This window comes from Streptomyces sp. NRRL F-5650, from assembly GCF_000721365.1.
Lineage (GTDB): Bacteria > Actinomycetota > Actinomycetes > Streptomycetales > Streptomycetaceae > Streptomyces > Streptomyces ardesiacus.
In genome coordinates this window covers 259,350-275,953 of the sequence record NZ_JOGV01000003.1, presented here as the reverse complement: position 1 = coordinate 275,953, position 16,604 = coordinate 259,350, and the positions used below count along the sequence as shown (strand labels likewise).

General features: G+C 73.8%; 13 protein-coding genes. 9 read left to right on the top strand and 4 right to left on the bottom strand.

Annotated elements, in window-relative coordinates:
- The first annotated feature begins 3 nt into the window (after window positions 1-3).
- Window positions 4-2,532: an ATP-dependent Clp protease ATP-binding subunit gene (locus IG88_RS0105750; protein ID WP_031035679.1), complete on the top strand. Its 2,529-nt coding sequence runs from the start codon at window positions 4-6 to the stop codon at window positions 2,530-2,532.
- Between the two features lie 12 nt (window positions 2,533-2,544).
- Here the strand turns inward: IG88_RS0105750 and ggt are convergent, their stop codons facing one another.
- On the bottom strand, window positions 2,545-4,356 hold the full coding sequence (ggt, locus tag IG88_RS0105745; protein WP_031035677.1) for a gamma-glutamyltransferase: 1,812 nt from the start codon (window positions 4,354-4,356) through the stop codon (window positions 2,545-2,547).
- A gap of 139 nt (window positions 4,357-4,495) precedes the next feature.
- Here ggt and IG88_RS0105735 point away from each other — a divergent pair, with 139 nt between their 5' ends.
- A complete protein-coding gene (locus IG88_RS0105735; RefSeq protein WP_031035675.1) occupies window positions 4,496-5,254 on the top strand; it encodes a hypothetical protein in 759 nt (252 codons plus the stop codon).
- Window positions 5,255-5,409: 155 nt separating this feature from the next.
- Here the strand turns inward: IG88_RS0105735 and IG88_RS0105730 are convergent, their stop codons facing one another.
- Together IG88_RS0105730 and IG88_RS0105725 are read right to left on the bottom strand one after the other, a co-directional pair.
- Entirely contained in the window at window positions 5,410-6,216 is an 807-nt protein-coding gene (locus IG88_RS0105730) for an SDR family oxidoreductase (RefSeq protein WP_031035673.1), read from the bottom strand.
- A 56-nt stretch (window positions 6,217-6,272) separates the two neighbouring features.
- Complete coding sequence (locus IG88_RS0105725) at window positions 6,273-7,028, bottom strand: SDR family NAD(P)-dependent oxidoreductase (RefSeq protein ID WP_031035672.1); 756 nt, start codon at window positions 7,026-7,028, stop codon at window positions 6,273-6,275.
- Window positions 7,029-7,182: 154 nt separating this feature from the next.
- Between IG88_RS0105725 and IG88_RS0105720 the strand changes: the two genes are divergently transcribed.
- From IG88_RS0105720 to IG88_RS0105710, 3 genes are all read left to right on the top strand, one after another.
- Window positions 7,183-7,656: a MarR family winged helix-turn-helix transcriptional regulator gene (locus IG88_RS0105720; RefSeq protein ID WP_031035670.1), complete on the top strand. Its 474-nt coding sequence runs from the start codon at window positions 7,183-7,185 to the stop codon at window positions 7,654-7,656.
- 107 nt (window positions 7,657-7,763) lie between these two features.
- Window positions 7,764-8,444: a response regulator transcription factor gene (locus IG88_RS0105715; RefSeq protein WP_031035667.1), complete on the top strand. Its 681-nt coding sequence runs from the start codon at window positions 7,764-7,766 to the stop codon at window positions 8,442-8,444.
- Window positions 8,441-9,727 carry a sensor histidine kinase gene (locus IG88_RS0105710; protein WP_234332013.1) on the top strand — a complete coding sequence of 429 codons (1,287 nt, stop codon included), beginning with the start codon at window positions 8,441-8,443 and terminating at the stop codon, window positions 9,725-9,727. The genes IG88_RS0105715 and IG88_RS0105710 overlap by 4 nt, the downstream gene beginning before the upstream one ends.
- On the opposite strand, the gene IG88_RS44130 is transcribed toward IG88_RS0105710, so the two are convergent.
- Window positions 9,708-11,243, bottom strand: a complete 1,536-nt coding sequence (locus IG88_RS44130; RefSeq protein ID WP_031035664.1) for an aromatic amino acid ammonia-lyase — start codon at window positions 11,241-11,243, stop codon at window positions 9,708-9,710. The genes IG88_RS0105710 and IG88_RS44130 overlap by 20 nt on opposite strands.
- 62 nt (window positions 11,244-11,305) lie before the next feature.
- Between IG88_RS44130 and IG88_RS0105700 the strand changes: the two genes are divergently transcribed.
- From IG88_RS0105700 to IG88_RS0105685, 4 genes are read left to right on the top strand one after another with little or no spacing between them, the layout of a single operon-like run.
- Window positions 11,306-12,889 (top strand): NAD(P)-binding domain-containing protein, encoded by a 1,584-nt coding sequence (locus IG88_RS0105700; RefSeq protein WP_031035662.1) that lies wholly within the window; start codon window positions 11,306-11,308, stop codon window positions 12,887-12,889.
- Window positions 12,886-13,956 (top strand): alpha-hydroxy acid oxidase, encoded by a 1,071-nt coding sequence (locus IG88_RS0105695; protein WP_031035660.1) that lies wholly within the window; start codon window positions 12,886-12,888, stop codon window positions 13,954-13,956. Before IG88_RS0105700 ends, IG88_RS0105695 begins: the two co-directional genes overlap by 4 nt.
- Window positions 13,953-15,329, top strand: a complete 1,377-nt coding sequence (locus tag IG88_RS0105690; protein ID WP_107452054.1) for a cytochrome P450 — start codon at window positions 13,953-13,955, stop codon at window positions 15,327-15,329. The genes IG88_RS0105695 and IG88_RS0105690 overlap by 4 nt, the downstream gene beginning before the upstream one ends.
- On the top strand, window positions 15,326-16,588 hold the full coding sequence (locus IG88_RS0105685) for a cation:proton antiporter (protein WP_031035658.1): 1,263 nt from the start codon (window positions 15,326-15,328) through the stop codon (window positions 16,586-16,588). The genes IG88_RS0105690 and IG88_RS0105685 overlap by 4 nt, the downstream gene beginning before the upstream one ends.
- Window positions 16,589-16,604: the final 16 nt, after the last annotated feature.

Sequence of the window (16,604 nt, the reverse complement as noted above, 5' to 3'; positions counted from 1 at the left end):
ACGATGACCAGCGGCTACATGGGCCCGGAGGGCGACCCGTTCGCGGAGTTCCTGGCACGCTTCTTCGGCGGGCCCAGGCCGAGGCAGATCGACATCGGCCGGCTGCTCAGCCAGCCCGCCCGTGAGCTGGTGCGCGGCGCCGCCCAGTACGCCGCCGAGCACGGCAGCCGGGACCTGGACACCGAGCACCTGCTGCGGGCCGCGCTCTCCACCGAGCCGACCCGGGGGCTGCTCAGCCGGGCCGGGGCCGACCCCGACTCGCTGGCATCGCAGATCGACGAGCGGACCGGCCCGGTCCAGCACCCGCCGGGCGAGGTGCCGCCGCCCACGTCGCTCTCGCTCACCCCGGCCGTCAAGCGGGCCCTGCTGGACGCGCACGAGCTGGCCCGCTCCACCGGCACCGGCTACATCGGCCCGGAGCACGTGCTCAGCGCCCTGGCCGCCAACCCGGACTCGGCCGCCGGGCACATCCTGAACGCGGCCCGCTTCGCGCCCTCCCACGTGCCCACGGAGGCGCCGGAGGCCGCCAAGGCCCGCACCGAGAGCGCGCGGGCCACGAACACGCCGACCCTCGACAAGTACGGCCGCGACCTCACCGACCTGGCCCAGCAGGGCCGCATCGACCCGGTGATCGGGCGCGAGGAGGAGATCGAGCAGACCGTCGAGGTGCTCTCCCGGCGCGGCAAGAACAACCCCGTGCTCATCGGTGACGCCGGGGTCGGCAAGACCGCCGTGGTGGAGGGGCTCGCCCAGCGCATCACCGACGGCGACGTGCCCGACGTGCTGGCCGGGCGCCGGGTGGTCGCCCTCGACCTGACCGGCGTGGTCGCCGGCACCCGCTACCGGGGCGACTTCGAGGAGCGGATGAACAACATCGTGGGCGAGATCCGGGCCCACTCCGACCAGCTCATCATCTTCATCGACGAGCTGCACACCGTCGTCGGCGCCGGCGGGGGCGGCGAGGGCGGGTCGATGGACGCCGGGAACATCCTCAAGCCGGCCCTGGCCCGCGGCGAGCTGCACATCGTCGGCGCGACCACGCTGGAGGAGTACCGCAGGATCGAGAAGGACGCTGCGCTGGCCCGCCGCTTCCAGCCGATCCTGGTGCCGGAGCCCACCGTCCCCGACGCGATCGAGATCCTGCGCGGCCTGCGCGACCGCTACGAGGCCCACCACCAGGTCCGTTACACCGACGAGGCGCTGGTCGCGGCCGTGGAGATGTCCGACCGCTACCTCACCGACCGGCGGCTGCCCGACAAGGCGATCGACCTGATCGACCAGGCGGGCGCCCGCGTCCGGCTCCAGTCGCGCACCAAGGGCACCGACGTACGGGCCCTGGAGCGCGAGGTCGACCAGCTCGTCCGGGACAAGGACCAGGCGGTCGCCGACGAGCAGTACGAGCAGGCGACGCAGCTCCGCGACCGGATCGTGGAGCTGAAGCAGCGGATCACCGAGGCCACGGGCGACGGCGAGGCCGACGAGGGGCTGAACCTGGTGGTCGGCACCGAGTCCATCGCCGAGGTGGTCTCCCGGCAGACCGGCATCCCGGTCAGCAGCCTCACCCAGGAGGAGAAGGACCGCCTGCTGGGCCTGGAGACCCACCTGCACGAGCGGGTCGTCGGCCAGGACGAGGCGGTCCGGGTCGTCTCCGACGCCGTCCTGCGCTCGCGCGCCGGGCTGTCCAGTCCCGACCGGCCCATCGGCAGCTTCCTCTTCCTCGGGCCGACCGGCGTCGGCAAGACCGAGCTGGCCCGCGCATTGGCCGAGGCGCTGTTCGGCAGCGAGGACCGGATGGTGCGCCTGGACATGAGCGAGTACCAGGAGCGGCACACCGTCAGCCGCCTGGTCGGCGCCCCGCCCGGCTACGTCGGACACGAGGAGGCCGGCCAGCTCACCGAGGTGGTGCGCCGCCACCCGTACTCGCTGCTGCTGCTGGACGAGGTGGAGAAGGCGCACCCGGACGTCTTCAACATCCTGCTCCAGGTCCTGGACGACGGCCGCCTGACCGACTCGCAGGGCCGCACCGTGGACTTCTCCAACACCGTCGTCGTGATGACCAGCAACCTGGGCTCCGACGTGATCACCCGGCGCGGCGCCGGGATCGGCTTCGGCGCGGGCGGCGCGGAGGCGGACGAGGAGGCGCGGCGCGAGCAAGTGCTGCGCCCGCTGCGCGAGCACTTCCGGCCCGAGTTCCTCAACCGCGTCGACGAGATCGTGGTCTTCCGCCAGCTCAGCGGGGAGCAGTTGCGGCAGATCACCAGCCTGCTCCTGGAGCAGACCCGGCGCATGGTGCACGCGCAGGGCATCACCGTCGACTTCACCGACGCGGCCGTGGACTGGCTCGCCGAACGCGGCTACCAGCCCGAGTACGGCGCGCGTCCGCTGCGCCGCACCATCCAGCGCGAGGTGGACAACGAGCTGTCCCGGCTGCTGCTCGACGGCCGGGTCGCCGAGGGCGGCCGGGTGACGGTCGACGTCGAGGACGGGCGGCTGGCGTTCCGCGTGCCCGAGCGGCCCGTCCCCGAGCTGTGACTGCCGCTGCGACTACCGCTGCCGCACCGGTTCGACCACCATCGCCGAGCCGCCGCCGCGCCGTACCTTCTCCGCGGCGGCCAGCCACTTGCCGTGCGGCAGCCGCTGCACGGCGGTCGCGGCGCCAATCTCCGGGTTGGGCTTGAAGGAGTGCCCGAGAGCCTCCAGCTTCGCCCGTACGGCGCTGTCGTAGAGGCCGGGTTCGAGCTCGGTCTGGGCTGCGTTGCGCTGGCTGGCGCGCGGCGCGGCGATCGCGTCGACCAGCGGGAGCCCGCGGTCGACGAAGCCGGTGAGGGTCTGGAGCACGGTGGTGACGATGGTGGCGCCGCCGGGCGAGCCGAGGGCGACGACCGGCTGCCGGTGGCGGTCCAGGACGATCGTCGGCGCGATCGAGGAGCGGGGGCGCTTGCCGGGACCGGGCAGGTTCGGGTCGTGGACGGCGGGGTTGGCCGGGGCGAAGGAGAAGTCGGTCAGCTCGTTGTTGAGCAGGAAGCCCCGGCCGGGCACGGTGATGCCGCTGCCGCCGGTCTGCTCGATGGTGAGCGTGTAGGCGACGACGTTCCCCCACTTGTCGGCGACCGTCAGGTGCGTGGTGCTCTCGCCCTCGTACGTCGTCGGCGCCGCCGTGCCGCCGCCCGCGCAGGAGGCCGGGTGCCTCGGGTCGCCGGGGGCGAGCGGGCTGGTGAGCACCGCGTCGTCCTTGATCAGGCAGGCGCGCGAGTCGGCGTACCGCTGTGACAGCAGCTCCTTCGTGGGGACGTCCTCGAAGGCGGGGTCGCCGACCCAGCGGCCGCGATCGGCGAACGCGATGCGGCTGGCCTCGATGTAGCGGTGCAGGTAGCCGGCCTTGTCCGCGGCGGAGAGGTCGGTGCGCTCCAGGATGTTGAGGGCCTCGCCGACCGTGGTGCCGCCGGAGGAGGAGGGCGCGATGGAGTAGACGTCCAGGCCGCGGTAGGAGGTCTTCGTCGGCGCCTGCAGCTTGGCCTCGTAGGCCGCGAGGTCCTTGGCGGACAGGTCGCCGGGGCGGGCGTTCCATCCGGAGTCGGGGTCGACGGGCGGCTTGTTGACGGTGTCGACGATGTCCCGGCCGAGTGCGCCGCGGTAGATCGCGCCGACACCCTTGCGGCCCAGTTCCCGGTAGGTGCGGGCGAGGTCGGGGTTCTTGAACGTCGAGCCCACGGCCGGGAGTTCGCCGCCGGGCAGGAACAGCTCGGCGGTGTCCGGGAAGTAGCGGAAGCGCTCCTCGTTGGAGGCGGTCTGGGAACGGAAGGTCTCGTCGACGGTGAAGCCGTCGCGGGCGAGCCGTTCGGCGGGCTTCAGGACGGACGAGAGCGTGCGGCTGCCCCACCGGTCGAGCGCGGTCTGCCAGGTGGCCGGGGTGCCCGGGGTGCCGACGGCCAGGCCGCTGGTGACGGCGTCGGCGAAGGCGAGCGGCTCGCCGTTCTCCGTGAAGAGGTCCTCGTCGGCGGTGAGCGGCGCGGTCTCGCGGCCGTCGATGGTGCGCACGGTGCGGGACTTGGCGTCGTAGTAGACGAAGTACCCGCCGCCCCCGACCCCGGCGGAGTAGGGCTCGGTGACGCCGAGCGCGGCGGCGGTGGCCACGGCGGCGTCGACGGCGTTGCCGCCCTTGCGGAGCACCTCGATGCCGGCGGCGGAGGCGTCCCGGTCGACGCTGGAGACGGCACCGCCGTACCCGACGGCGACCGGGGTCTTCGGCGCGGCGGACCCGCCGTGGGCCGTGGGCGGCGCGGCCGCCCCCACCGACACCACCACGGCGGCCGAGACCGCCAGGACCGTCAGATTCCGTGCGACAGGGCGACGCATCCGCACCTCCAGGGAAAGGCCGTTGGGGCAGCTTAGTTGATCGTCATGGCCGCGTCATGAGCACCGGTGACCCGGGTGCGCCGGAGCCGCCGCGCCCCGTCGAACACGAGTACGCGGACGCCCGCTAGCATGCGCGCCCATGACTGACGACGTACGCAACATCGTCCTGGGTGTGGTCGCGGCGGGCATCAGCGCCACGCTGGGCTGGCTCGCCCGCACCTACCTGTGGAAGCGCAGACTCCGCCGCAAGCAGGCGTTCTTCGGGCTGCCGGACGGTTCCGAGTCGCTGCTCGTCGTCAACCGGGACCCCGCCGCCACCGAACCGGCGGTCCACCGTTTCGACGTCTTCGCGCTGCTGGAGCTGGCCGCGCTGGTCAAGGAGTGCGGCGCGCACGTCCAGGTGGTCACCCAGGACATGGTCGGCCAGGGCTTCGGCGAGCGTACGGAGTTCTGCGTGGGCGGGCCCGGCTCGAACCGGCGCATGGTCGCCCACATGGCCGCGATGCTGCCCGGGGTGCGGGTCAACATCGACCCGGAACCCGGCCCCGACCGGGGCGCCTTCCAGATCGGCGGCGAGCGCTACCGCCTGGATCCGGGCGTCACCGAGTACGTGCTGCTGGCCCGTCTCACCGCCGGTGACCGGCGTGAGGCCCGGCCCGCGTTCCTGTTCTGCGGCCAGCGCGCGATCAACAACCAGGCCGCCACCCGATACCTCGCCCGGCACCACGAGAAGCTGGCCCGCAAGCACGGGGCCAACTCCTTCGTGCTGCTGCTCAAGGTGGTCAACTCCCAGGCGTACGGGCCGGACGTGGTGGAACTGGTCGGCGACGTCACCCGGGCGGCGACCAGTCCCCTGCCGGCCGCGGCGCCGGCCGCCCGCAACTCCCACCGGGCCTGAGCGGGCGGCGTGCCCGCGGCGCTCGGGCCCGGCGGCCCGCCGGGCCGTCGACCGCCGCGTTCCGGAACTCGGCACGGGAGAAGGGTTCTCGCAGGGGTGATCGGAGCCTCGACCACCGCGGCTCCCGCGCGGCCGGCGCCGACGGCCCCGCTGTCTCACGCCTGCGGCGTACGCACCCTGGGCCAGTCCAGGCCCCGCAGCTCGGCCTCCAGACCTCCGTCGCAGACCATCAACGTGCCCACGCAGTATCCCGACTTGGCGGACAGCAGGAAGAGGACCAGTTCCGCCACCTCCTCGGGGGTGCCCGCCCGGCCCGCCGGAACGGACCTGAGGAAGGCCTCGATTCCGGCGGCGATCCGCGGGTCCTCCCGGCCCGCCCGGGTCATCGGGGTGTCGATGAAGCCCGGTGCTATGGCATTGAGCCGGATGCCGTCCGCGATGTAGTCGGCGGCACGGGTGCGCGTGTAGTAGGCGATCGCGGCCTTGGTGGCCGGGTAGGTGAGGACGCCTCCCTCGTCGGCCTGCGCGTCGGCGAGGGCCCGGGCCGCCTCCTCGTCACCCGCCAGGCAGGTCTCGGCCAGCCTCGGGTCCCAGCCGGGCTGCGTGGTGGTGGAGTTGGACGAGGCGAGGACCACGGAGGACTCCCCCGCCGCGGCCAGCGCCGGCCGCAGCTCCTCCAGCAGTCCGACGGCGCCGAAGTAGTTGACGGAGACCAGGAGGCTCGCGGGCCGTCCCGCTCCGCCCGAGATCCCGGCGAAGGGCACGAAGCCGTCGAGCCGCCCTCCGCACAGCCGGGTGACACCGGCCGCGGCGGCGCTCCGGCCGGCCGGCGTGCCGAGGTCGGCCTCCACCTCGGTGCCGCGCAGGTCGACACCGATGACGCGGTGGCCCTGCGCGGTGAGCCGGGCGGCGATCGAGGCGCCCATGCCGGACGCGGCCCCGGTGACGGCGATGGTTCCCATGACGGTCTTCTCCTGGTGGTTCTCGATGGGGGTGGCAGGCCATGGCGAGCCGGGGTTCAGCGCAGCTTCACCGAGCCGCCGTCGGCCATCACGGTCTGCCCGGTCATGTATCGCGCGTCGTCGCCGGCGAGGAAGGCGACGACGGGGGCGACGTCGCGGTCGGGGTCGCCGAAGCGGCCCAGTGGCACCGAGGCGGCGGACTGCGCGTACTGCTCCGGGCGGGCCTCGGCCCACTGGGCCACCCCGGCGGTCAGCGCCATCGGGCAGACCACGTTGACCCGGATGCCGTACGGGGCCCACTCGTTGGCGGCCACCCGGCTCAGGCCCCGGATCGCCTCCTTCGCCGCGGCGTAGGACGCCTGGTTCGGCTGCCCGTTCAGACCGGCGCCGGAGCCGAAGTTGATGACGGAGGCGTTGCCCGCCCGCTTGAGTTCGGGGAGTGAGGCGAGCATGAAGTTCCGGGTCGCGTACAGACCGGTGTCCATGGCGAGGTCCCAGTCGTCGTCCGTCTGCTCCTCGAACGGCTTCTGCCGCGACACGCTGGCGTTGTTCACCAGCACGTCGAGGGACCCGAACCGGTCGACGGCGGTGGCCACGGCCGTGTCGGCGACCTTCCGGTCACTGACGTCGCCGCGCAGGAAGAACACGGAGTCACCGAGTTCGGCGGCGATGCGCCGCCCGGCCTCCTCCTGAAGGTCCACGACGACGACGCGGGCGCCGCGCTCGACGAAGATCCTGGTGACCGCGCCGCCGATCCCGGAGGCGCCCCCGGTGACGACGGCGGTCCTGCCCTGCAGCGCGCCTGTGCTCATGATGCCGACCGTTCCTTTCGCGTTCTCTATGTGCATGATACATACACATGGTCGCTGGGCGGAAACAGCGGAAACACTCCGGGCCGGGCCCGGGGACCGGGACCCGGCCGTGGAGACTGGTGGGGCGAGTCCGGAGGAAGGGAGCACGGGACACATGACGGAGCCGAGCGGGCAGGATCGCCGCCTGAACGACCTGGAACGCGAGCTGACCCTGCTGTCGAGGCACTTCATCGCGTCGCGCGGCCCGCGCATCGGCCAGAGCCTCGACCGGTCGGCCTACGTGCTGCTCACCCGGCTGGAGACGGGCGATCCCCTCACCCTCAAGGAACTGGCGCACACCTTCCAGGCCGACGTGTCCACCATCAACCGGCAGATGAGCACCATGCTCCGGCACGGCCTCGTCGAGCGCATCGAGGCCACCGCGAAAGGGGGCGCCCGCACCTTCCGGCCCACCCCGCTGGGCCTGGAGCGGCTGGAGGCCGACCGGGCCATCAGCCGGGCGGGCGCGGCGCGGCTGATCGAGGCGGCGGGCTGGGACGAGGAGCGCACCCAGCAGTTCCTCACCCTGATGGTCGAGTTCAACCACGGCATCGAGGAGCTCGAAGGGCGCGCCCGGAACCGCTCCTGAGCCACCGGGCACCTCCTGCCCACGCACCAGTCGCCACTCTGCCGACCCGGGAACTTCCTTGCCTCACAGGGGCGTTGAGGCCGTTGCGGGGCTGAAGAGGAGTGGACATGACACAGGAGCTCGCGCGGGACCCGTGGCGGCTGCTGCTCATCGAGGACGACCGGGAACTGGTCGTCATGCTGTCCGAGGCACTGCGTGACGAGGGCTACGCGGTCGATGTCGCGACCGACGGCCAGCGGGGTCTGCACCTCGGACTCACCCGGCGGTACGACGTGTTCGTCGTCGACCGGCGGCTGCCGGTGCTGGACGGCCTCGACCTGCTGGGGCGGCTGCGGACCCGCGCGGTCCGCACACCGGCGCTGATGCTGACGGCGATGGGCACCGTGCACGACCGGGTCGACGGCCTCGACGCCGGTGCCGACGACTACCTGGTGAAACCGTTCGATCTGGACGAACTCGGGGCCAGACTGCGGGCCCTGTGCCGGCGTTCGCTGGAGGGCAATGACGTCCTGCGGATCGGTTCGGGGCGGCTGCACGTCGGTCCGCGCGAGGTCGAGTCGCCGGAGGGTGAGCGGATCGCGCTCGCCGCTCGGGAGTTCGCCCTGCTGTGGGTGCTCGCCTCGCGTCCCGACGCCGTACACACCCGGGCCGAACTGCGGCGGCTGGTGTTCCAGGATGCGCCGGCCTCCTCCATCGTCGACACCTACGTCTACTACCTGCGCCGCAAACTCGGCCGGCAGGTCGTGCGCACGGTGCACGGACTGGGCTACCGCCTGGGGGCGTTGTGAGCGTGTCGGCGGCCGGGGAGCGGGCGGCCGTCCGCCGGGCCCGTCTGCGCATCGCCGTACTGACCGGCGCGATCATCACCCTGCTGGTCACCGTGGTCGGCGGCGTGGCCGACACCGTCATGACGCGGGCGCAGAGTGATCAGGTGTGGCGGGAACTGCGCTACGGGGCGGAGCACGGCGATCCGGCCAGACCGCCGGTGTGCACCTGGCTGTTCGCGCCCGGCGCGACCCCGCTGGCCAACGCCCCGGCGGGCTTCCCCGTCGAGACCGACCTGCACCGGGTCCGCCGGACCCGCGAGGCGGTGGAGCGCACCGTGCGGCGCGACGGCACCCAGTACCTGGTGCGCACCCAGGCCAGGCCGGACGGGAAGGTCGTGCAGGCCGTGTTCGACCTGCGGTTCCAGTTGGCCGACCGCCGGCACCTGTGGTTCGCGCTCGGCGTCGCCGAGGTGGTGGGTCTGCTGGCGGCCGCGGTCACCGGGGTGGTTCTCGGGCGGCTCGCCGTGTCCCCGCTGGCCGAGGCGCTCACCCGGCAGCGCCGGTTCGTCACGGATGCCAGCCACGAGCTGCGCACGCCGGTCACCCAGGTGTACACGCGGGCGCAGTTGCTGTCGCGGCAGGCGGCGGCGGAGGGCATGCCCGCGCGGCACCGCGAGGGGCTGACCCGGCTGGTCGGCTCGGTCGGCCGGCTCGGCGAGGTGCTGGACGACCTGCTGCTGTCCGCGAGTCTCGCGGCTGCTCCGCGGCGGCCGGCGGACCACCGGCCGGTCGACCTGGTGGCCCTGACCCGTGCCGTGGTCGCGGAGGAGGCGGACCGGGTGCGGGAGGGGCGGCTCACGGTCGTCGTCGAAAGTCCGCCGCACCCCTTGTCCGTCGACGGTGTCGAGTCGGCACTGCGCCGGGCCGTCGGTGAGCTGCTGTCCAACGCCGTCGGCCACACGCCGCCGGGCGGGCGGATCGAGGTCGCCCTGGCGCGGACCCGCGGCACGGTCACGCTGACCGTCGCGAACACCGGGAAGGGCTTCGACCCCGCGGAGGCGGAACGGCTCTTCGAGCGGTTCCACCGGGGCGGGGACGCCGGCCGGTACGGGCTGGGGCTCGCGCTGCTGCGGGAGGTCGTCACCCACCACGGCGGTACGGTCGCCGCGACCGGACGTCCCGGGCACGGAGCCCGGTTCACCATCCGGCTCCCGGCGGGCGGCTCCCCGTCCGTGTCCGTTCCGCCGCCCCGGGGCCGGACACCCCGCCTCGCACCGCGCCGGGTCAAGGCCGGGCGTACCTGACCAGCAGGCGGGCGGCGACGCGGACGTCCGCGTCCAGCGGGCGGTCCGGATCGACCGGGGGGATCGCCTCGGCGAGGGCGTCCAGGAGTTCCCGGCACCGGGGTGCGGTGGGGCGGCGGGCTCCGACGTGGGCGGCCTGGCGCAGGCCGAGGGCGAGCGACCCGCACAGCAGACCGAGCAGTTCGGCCGAGTCGTGGGTGCGCAGAGCCGCCTGCGTCCCGAACGGGACGACGTCCTGGTTGTGCAGGTTCGTCGGCAGGCTCTGCATGCCGGCCGGGGTCGCGGCACGGCGGATCTCCGCCACGAACGCGGTGGTGGCGAGCTGCACGCCCTGCAGACCGTGCTGCGCTCCTGGCTCGGTGGCGAGCATCGGCGGGAGCCCGCCGTTGCGGGCCGGGTCCACCAGGAGGTCGAGCTGGCGTTCGGCGAGGTTGCCGAGCTGGGCGGTGACGGAGGCGAGCAGGTCGGCGGCGAAGGCGGCGGGCTGCCCGAAGAAGTTCCCGCCGTGCACGGCCTTCCCCCCGGCCGCGTCCTCGGTGCCGGTGCCGGTGCCGGTGCCGGGAAAGAACAGCGGGTTGTCGCTGACCCCGCCGAGGTCGGCGGCGACGACACCGTCGACGTGGCGCAGCGCGTCCTCGGCGGCGCCGAGCAACTGCGGGGCGCAGCGGATGCTGTACGGCTCCTGCAGCGGCCGGGTGCCCGAGGGCGTGCCGCCCGCCAGGGTCCGCCGCATCCGGCCGCCGACGTCGACGGCGCCGGGGTGGCCGTAGGCCCGCAGCAGGTCGGCGTCGAGGAAGCCCGTGTCGCAGCCGAGGAGGTCGGTCAGCAGGCAGGTGAGCACGGTGAGCGAGCGGTGGGCGCCGCGCACGGCGTCGAGGGCCAGTGCGGTGGCCGCGGTGGTGACGGACGTGCCGTTGACCAGGGCGAGCGCGTCGCGTCCGTCCAGGGCGAGGGGGCGCAGCCCGGCGGCGGTCAGTGCCTCGCCGGCCGGCATCCGCTCGCCGTCCAGGTAGGCGTGGCCACGGCCGCGCAGGGCCTGGGTGGCGTAGGCGAGCGGGATGAGGTCGCCGCTCGCGCCGACGGAGCCGTGGCGGGGGACGGCGGGCGCGAAGGTGGTGGCGAACATCGCGGCGAGCCGGTCGACCACCTCGGCCGACACGCCCGAAAGCCCCTGGGCGAGGGAACGGGTGCGCAGCAGCAGCGCGGCGCGGACGATCCCGCACGGGAGGTCCGGTCCCTGGCCGGCGCCGAGGTGGGCCAGGGTGTTGTCGCACTGGTCGGCGTCGTCGGTGCGGCCGGCGTAGCCGACGAGGGCGCCGAAGCCGGTGTCGGCGCCGTAGATCCGACGGTCCGCGCCCCCGGGTCCGTGCCGCAGCGCGTGGAAGAGACGGCGCCCGCGTGCGACGCGGGCGCGGGCCTCCTCGTCCACCGTGACGGTGAGCGGGAGCGCCGCACGGCGCAGGGCGGCGGCGTCCAGGGGGGCGGAGAGGGGGACGGTGTCCGTGGGTGTGAGCACACCGGGGAACGTAGGCCGCGGATCTCAGAGCCCTCTGAAATCCCGTGGCTACCTTCCGTGGCATGAGCCATGACTGCCATGACTACCTCATCATCGGAGCGGGCCCCGCCGGCCTGCAACTCGCCTCCTTCCTGGAGCGGGACGGCGCGGACTACGTCGTCCTGGAGCGCGGCGGCGTTCCGGGCGCGTTCTTCACGCGCTTCCCCCGGCACCGCTACCTGATCTCGAACAACAAGGTGCACACCGGGTACGACGACCCGGAGCTGCGGCTGCGGATGGACTGGAACTCCCTGCTGAGCGACGACCCGGAGCTGGTGTTCACCCGCTACAGTCCCCGCTACTTCCCGCCCGCCGACGACCTGGTGCGCTACCTGGCGGACTTCGCCGACCGGACCGGGGTGCGGGTGCGCTACGACACCGCGGTCCGGCACGTCACCCGCGACGCCGGGGGGTTCACCGTCACCGACCACGGCGGGACCCGGTGGCGGGCGAGACACCTGGTGGTCGCCACCGGCATGCCCGTGCCGAACCTGCCGTCGGTCCCGGGCGTCGAACTGGCCGAGCGCTACGACACCATCGACACCGACCCGGCGGCCTACACCGACCAGCGGGTGCTGATCATCGGGCGGGGCAACTCGGCGTTCGAGACCGCCGAGAACCTGATGGAGAACGCGGCGGTCATCCACGTGGCCGGCTCGGGTTCGCTGCGCATGGCCTGGCGGACGCACTACGTGGGGCACCTGCGGGCGGTCTACAACAACTTCCTGGACAGCTACCAGCTCAAGTCCCAGAACGCCCTCCTGGACGGCCGGGTGCTGGACATCCGGCGGGACGCCGACGGCTACCGGGTCCAGTTCGCCTTCGAGCGCAACGAGGACGTGGTCAAGGACCTGCGCTACGACCGGGTCATCGTGGCGACCGGGTTCCGCTGCGACGTCTCGCTCTTCGACGAGACCTGCACGCCGGACCTGATGGTCGACGGCCGCTTCCCGGAGCTGACGCCCCTGAGCGAGTCGGTCAACGTGCCCGGCCTGTACTTCGCCGGGACGCTGATGCAGGGCCGGGACTTCCGGAAGGCCACGACCGGCTTCATCCACGGCTTCCGCTACATGGTGCGGGCCCTGTACCGGGGACTGCGACAGCGCCACCACCAGGAGCCGTGGCCCGCGACGGAGTTGGGGGACGCCACGGAGCGGGCCGTGGACGCCGTGATCGGCCGGGTCAACCGTTCCTCGGCCCTGTGGCAGCAGTTCGCCGTCCTCGGCGACCTGCTCACGCTCGCCCCGGACGGCACGATGCGCTACGCCGAGGAGGTCCCCGTCGCCCATGTGCCGGACGCCGTGGCCGCCGGGGACTTCGGGGACGTCGCGGCGCACGCCGTGATCACCCTGGAGTACGGCAAGGACCACGACCTGGTCGACCCCTTCGACGTGAGTGCGGGCCGCGGGTCCCAGTACGACGTCTCCGGCCTCGACGGCCGCTATCTGCACCCGGTCGTGCGCTGGTACCGGCAGGGTGCGTTCGTCGCCGAGCACCACCTGGCGTCGAACCTGGAGAACGAGTGGGACAGCGAGGAGTACCACCGCGCCCCGCTGCGGGCGTTCCTGGCCGCCCACCGCGACGCGGTGGCCCCGGTGGCGCCGTGACCCTGCGCGAACTGCACGACGCGGCGCGCGCGGCGCTGGACCCGGTCCACTACGACTACGTGGCGGGCGGCGCGGGTGAGGAGCGCACGATGGCCGCCAACGGGCGGGCGTTCGACCGGTACGCGCTCCTGCCCCGCGTGCTGCGCGGCGCCACGCACCGGGACACCGCCGTGGACCTGCCGGGCGCCCGGCGAGCGGCACCGGTGCTGGTCGCGCCGACCGCGTTCCACCGGCTGCTGCACCCGGACGGGGAGCGGGCCACGGCGCGGGCCGCCGCGGCCGAGGGCGCCGTCCTGGTGACGGGCGTCGCCGCGACGACGGCGGTGCCGGCCGTCGTCGCGGCGGCCCGCGAGGCGGCCCCGGACCCGGCGGTGTGGTTCCTGCTCTACCCGCACCCGCGCCGGGAGGTCACCGGGGCGCTGGTGCGGCGGGCCGAGGAGGCCGGGTGTTCGGCCCTGGTCGTCACCGTCGACTCGCCGCTCCTCGGCCGGCGCACCCGGGACGTGCGCAACGGGTTCGACGACCTGCCGCCCGGATACGCCGCGGAGAACATGCGCGACCTGCCGGGGGCCGCGCCGGGCGGGCTGACCGACATCCCCCTGCATCCGGCGGCGTCCTGGCGGGACTTCGCCGAGACGGTGGACATGACCCCGCTCCCCGTCTGGATCAAGGGGGTGCTCCATCCCGCGGACGCGCGGCTGGCCGTGGAGCACGGCGCGGCGGGGATCATCGTCTCCAACCACGGGGGCCGCCAGTGCGACGCCGCCGCGGCGTCCCTCGACTGCCTGCCGGCGGTCGTCGACGCGGTCGCCGGCGCGGTGCCGGTCCTCATGGACGGCGGGATACGCCGGGGCGGTGACGTGGCCGTCGCCCTCGCGCTGGGCGCGGCGGCCGTCGGCGTGGGACGCCCCGTGCTGTGGGGGCTGGCGGCCGAGGGCGAGGCGGGCGTCCGTGAGGTGCTGCGGACGCTGCTCGCGGAGTACGACCACACGCTCGCCCTGTGCGGCGGGCGCCGCAACGCCGATCTGAGCGCCGACATGGTCGTCCGCCGGGACCCGGCGTGGTGAGCGGCACGCGGCGGCCCGCCTCGTGGTGGCTGCCGCGCGCGGTGGTGGCGTTGCGCGTGAGCGTCTTCGAGAAGGTCAACGGCGACCGGGTGATGACCCTCCCCAACTCCACGTACGGCCCGGAGGTGTTCGAGCGGGTGTACGCCCACCCCGCCGCGAACGGCAGGAGCGCGGGCGCGGGCCTGTCCGACCTGTTCTGGTACTGGCTCGCGCCGGGTCCCGAGGTGCACCAGGAGCACCTGGAGCCCGGTGAACGCTACGACGAGGTCGCCGCGACGACGCGCCGTGTCCTCGCCGGTTCCTCCGCCGGGCTCGCCGAGGCGGCCGGGCGGGCCGTCGCGGACGTCCTGGACACCCTGCCCGGCACCCGCGTCAGCCTCGTGCGGCTGCGCGACCTGCTGATGCCCGCATGGGCCGCCTTCGCCTACGAACTGGTCTTCCGCCGGCCGTGCCCGCCGCACGCCCGGGACCTGATCACCGCGCACGCCGACGACGTGATCAGTGCCCTGAAGTGCACCGGGCTGCGCCATCCGCGGCGAAGGGCCCGGCTGACGGCGTACCTCCATGAGCGCATCGCTGCCGGAGAGGTGCCGCACCGGCTGCCGGCCTCCCTGACACCCGTCGAGCAGGCGCTGTATCTGCAGGGGACGTTCTTCAACACAGCGGTCGTCCAGCTCTCCGAGGCGACCGCGCACGTCCTGCTCGCCCTGGCCCGCCACCCGGACGTGCAGCGCCGCCTGTCGGAACACCCCGACGACGACCGGTACCTGGCGCGGGTGATCGACGAGACGCTGCGCCTGTACCCGCTGTTCGGGATCGCCCACCGCATCACGACCGACGAGGTGCCGCTCGACGACACGACGGTGCTGCCGGCCGGGTCCGTGGTGTGCTTCAGCTACCCCGACTACCAGGCCACGGGCCACGAGCGGCCGGACGAGTTCGATCCGGACCGGTGGTCGGACCCCGCGGTCAGGAAGGCCCGGTACATCCCGTTCGGGGTGGCGGCGAACCGTCCCTGCCCCGCGTGGCGGGTGTCCCCGATCGTCCTGCGCGTCGCGGTGCGCGAGGTGCTGCACCGCTTCCGGCTCGACTCGACGGCCTCGCACACCCGCTCCAACCCGCACCGCGCCCCCTGTCTGCTGATCCCCCTCGGGCTGACCCCCGGCCGGCGCCGGCTGGAGGCCGTGCGCCGGTTCGTGCGGCTGCGCGACGGCGTCGAGGACGTCACCCGGGGCGTGCGTCAGCTCGTGCTCGGCACGGTCATGGTGCTGCACGCCCGCCGGCTGCGCCTGGCGGGCCGGTACTTCGACGAACGGCGCTCCGGACGCTGTCCGGTCGCCCACCACGAGGAGAGCAGGGAGAGCAACGGATGAGCACCACGGAACTGGGCCCCGCCTTCTTCCTGGCGGTCGTCGTGATCCTCGCCGTCTGCCGGATCGTCGGCCGGCTGCTGCAGACCATCGGGCAGCCACCCGTCGTCGGCGAGATGCTCGCGGGCGTGGTGCTGGGCCCGTCGGTCCTGGGCGCCCTGCTGCCCGGCGTCGAGTCGGCGCTCTTCCCCACCGAACTGCGGCCGGTGCTCTACGTGGTGGGGCAGATCGGGCTCGTCGCGTTCATGTTCCACGTCGGCTGGGACTTCCGCGTGGACCGGCTCCGGGGGGTCGCCCGGTCGGCCGGGCTGGTGTCGGCGGCCGGGCTGGTGGTGCCGATGGTGCTCGGAGTGGCGCTCATCGCCGTCGTCGGCGAACGCACGGGCGCGCTCGCCCCGGATGTGTCGCTGACGGTCTCCGGCCTGTTCGTCGGCGTCGCCCTGGCGGTGACGGCGTTTCCCATGCTGGCCAGGATCATCGCCGAACGGAACCTGGCCGGGACCCGGTTCGGGGCCCTGTCCCTCGGTGCCGGAGCGGTCGACGACGCCGCCGCCTGGGTCCTGCTCGCCGGGGTCTTCGGCATCGCGGGCGGCAGCGCCGGAAAGGTCTCCGTGGCCGTCGCCGGCGGGCTCGGCCTGATCGCGGTGCTGGCCGTGGGCGTGCGGCTGCGCGACCGGACGGCGGTGCTCGCCGAGCGCACGGGCGCCGACCAGCTTCTGCTCGTCCTGGTCGGCGTGCTCTTCCTGGTCGCCTGGTACACCGACGTGATCGGGCTGTACGCGGTGTTCGGCGCCTTCAGTCTCGGCGTCGTCTTCCCCCGCTCGGCCCGGCTCGACGACACGGTACGGACACTGCAGCCGGTGGGAACCGTCTTCGTGCCGCTGTTCTTCACCTACTCGGGGCTGAACACCGACTTCGCCCTGCTGGGCTCGGGTCCGGTCCTGCTCTTCACCGGGGGGTGCGTGGTGGTCGCGGTCGTCGGCAAGTTCGGCGCCTGCTGGCTGGCGGCACGGGTGGCGGGCGAGCCCGGTCCGGTCGCCCTCCGGGTGGGAGCGCTGATGAACGCGCGCGGACTGATGCAGCTTGTCGCCCTCAACCTCGGTCTGGCGGCGGGCATCGTGACGCAGGCGATGTTCAGTGCCCTGGTGGTCGTCGCCATCACGACGACCGTCATGGCGACGCCGCTGCTGGCCCTGCTGGACCGGCGCGACCGGATGCGCGCCGGCCGTCCGCGGGAGGCCGTCGCCGTGGGCGGCCGGTGAGCGAGGGCAGCCGGGG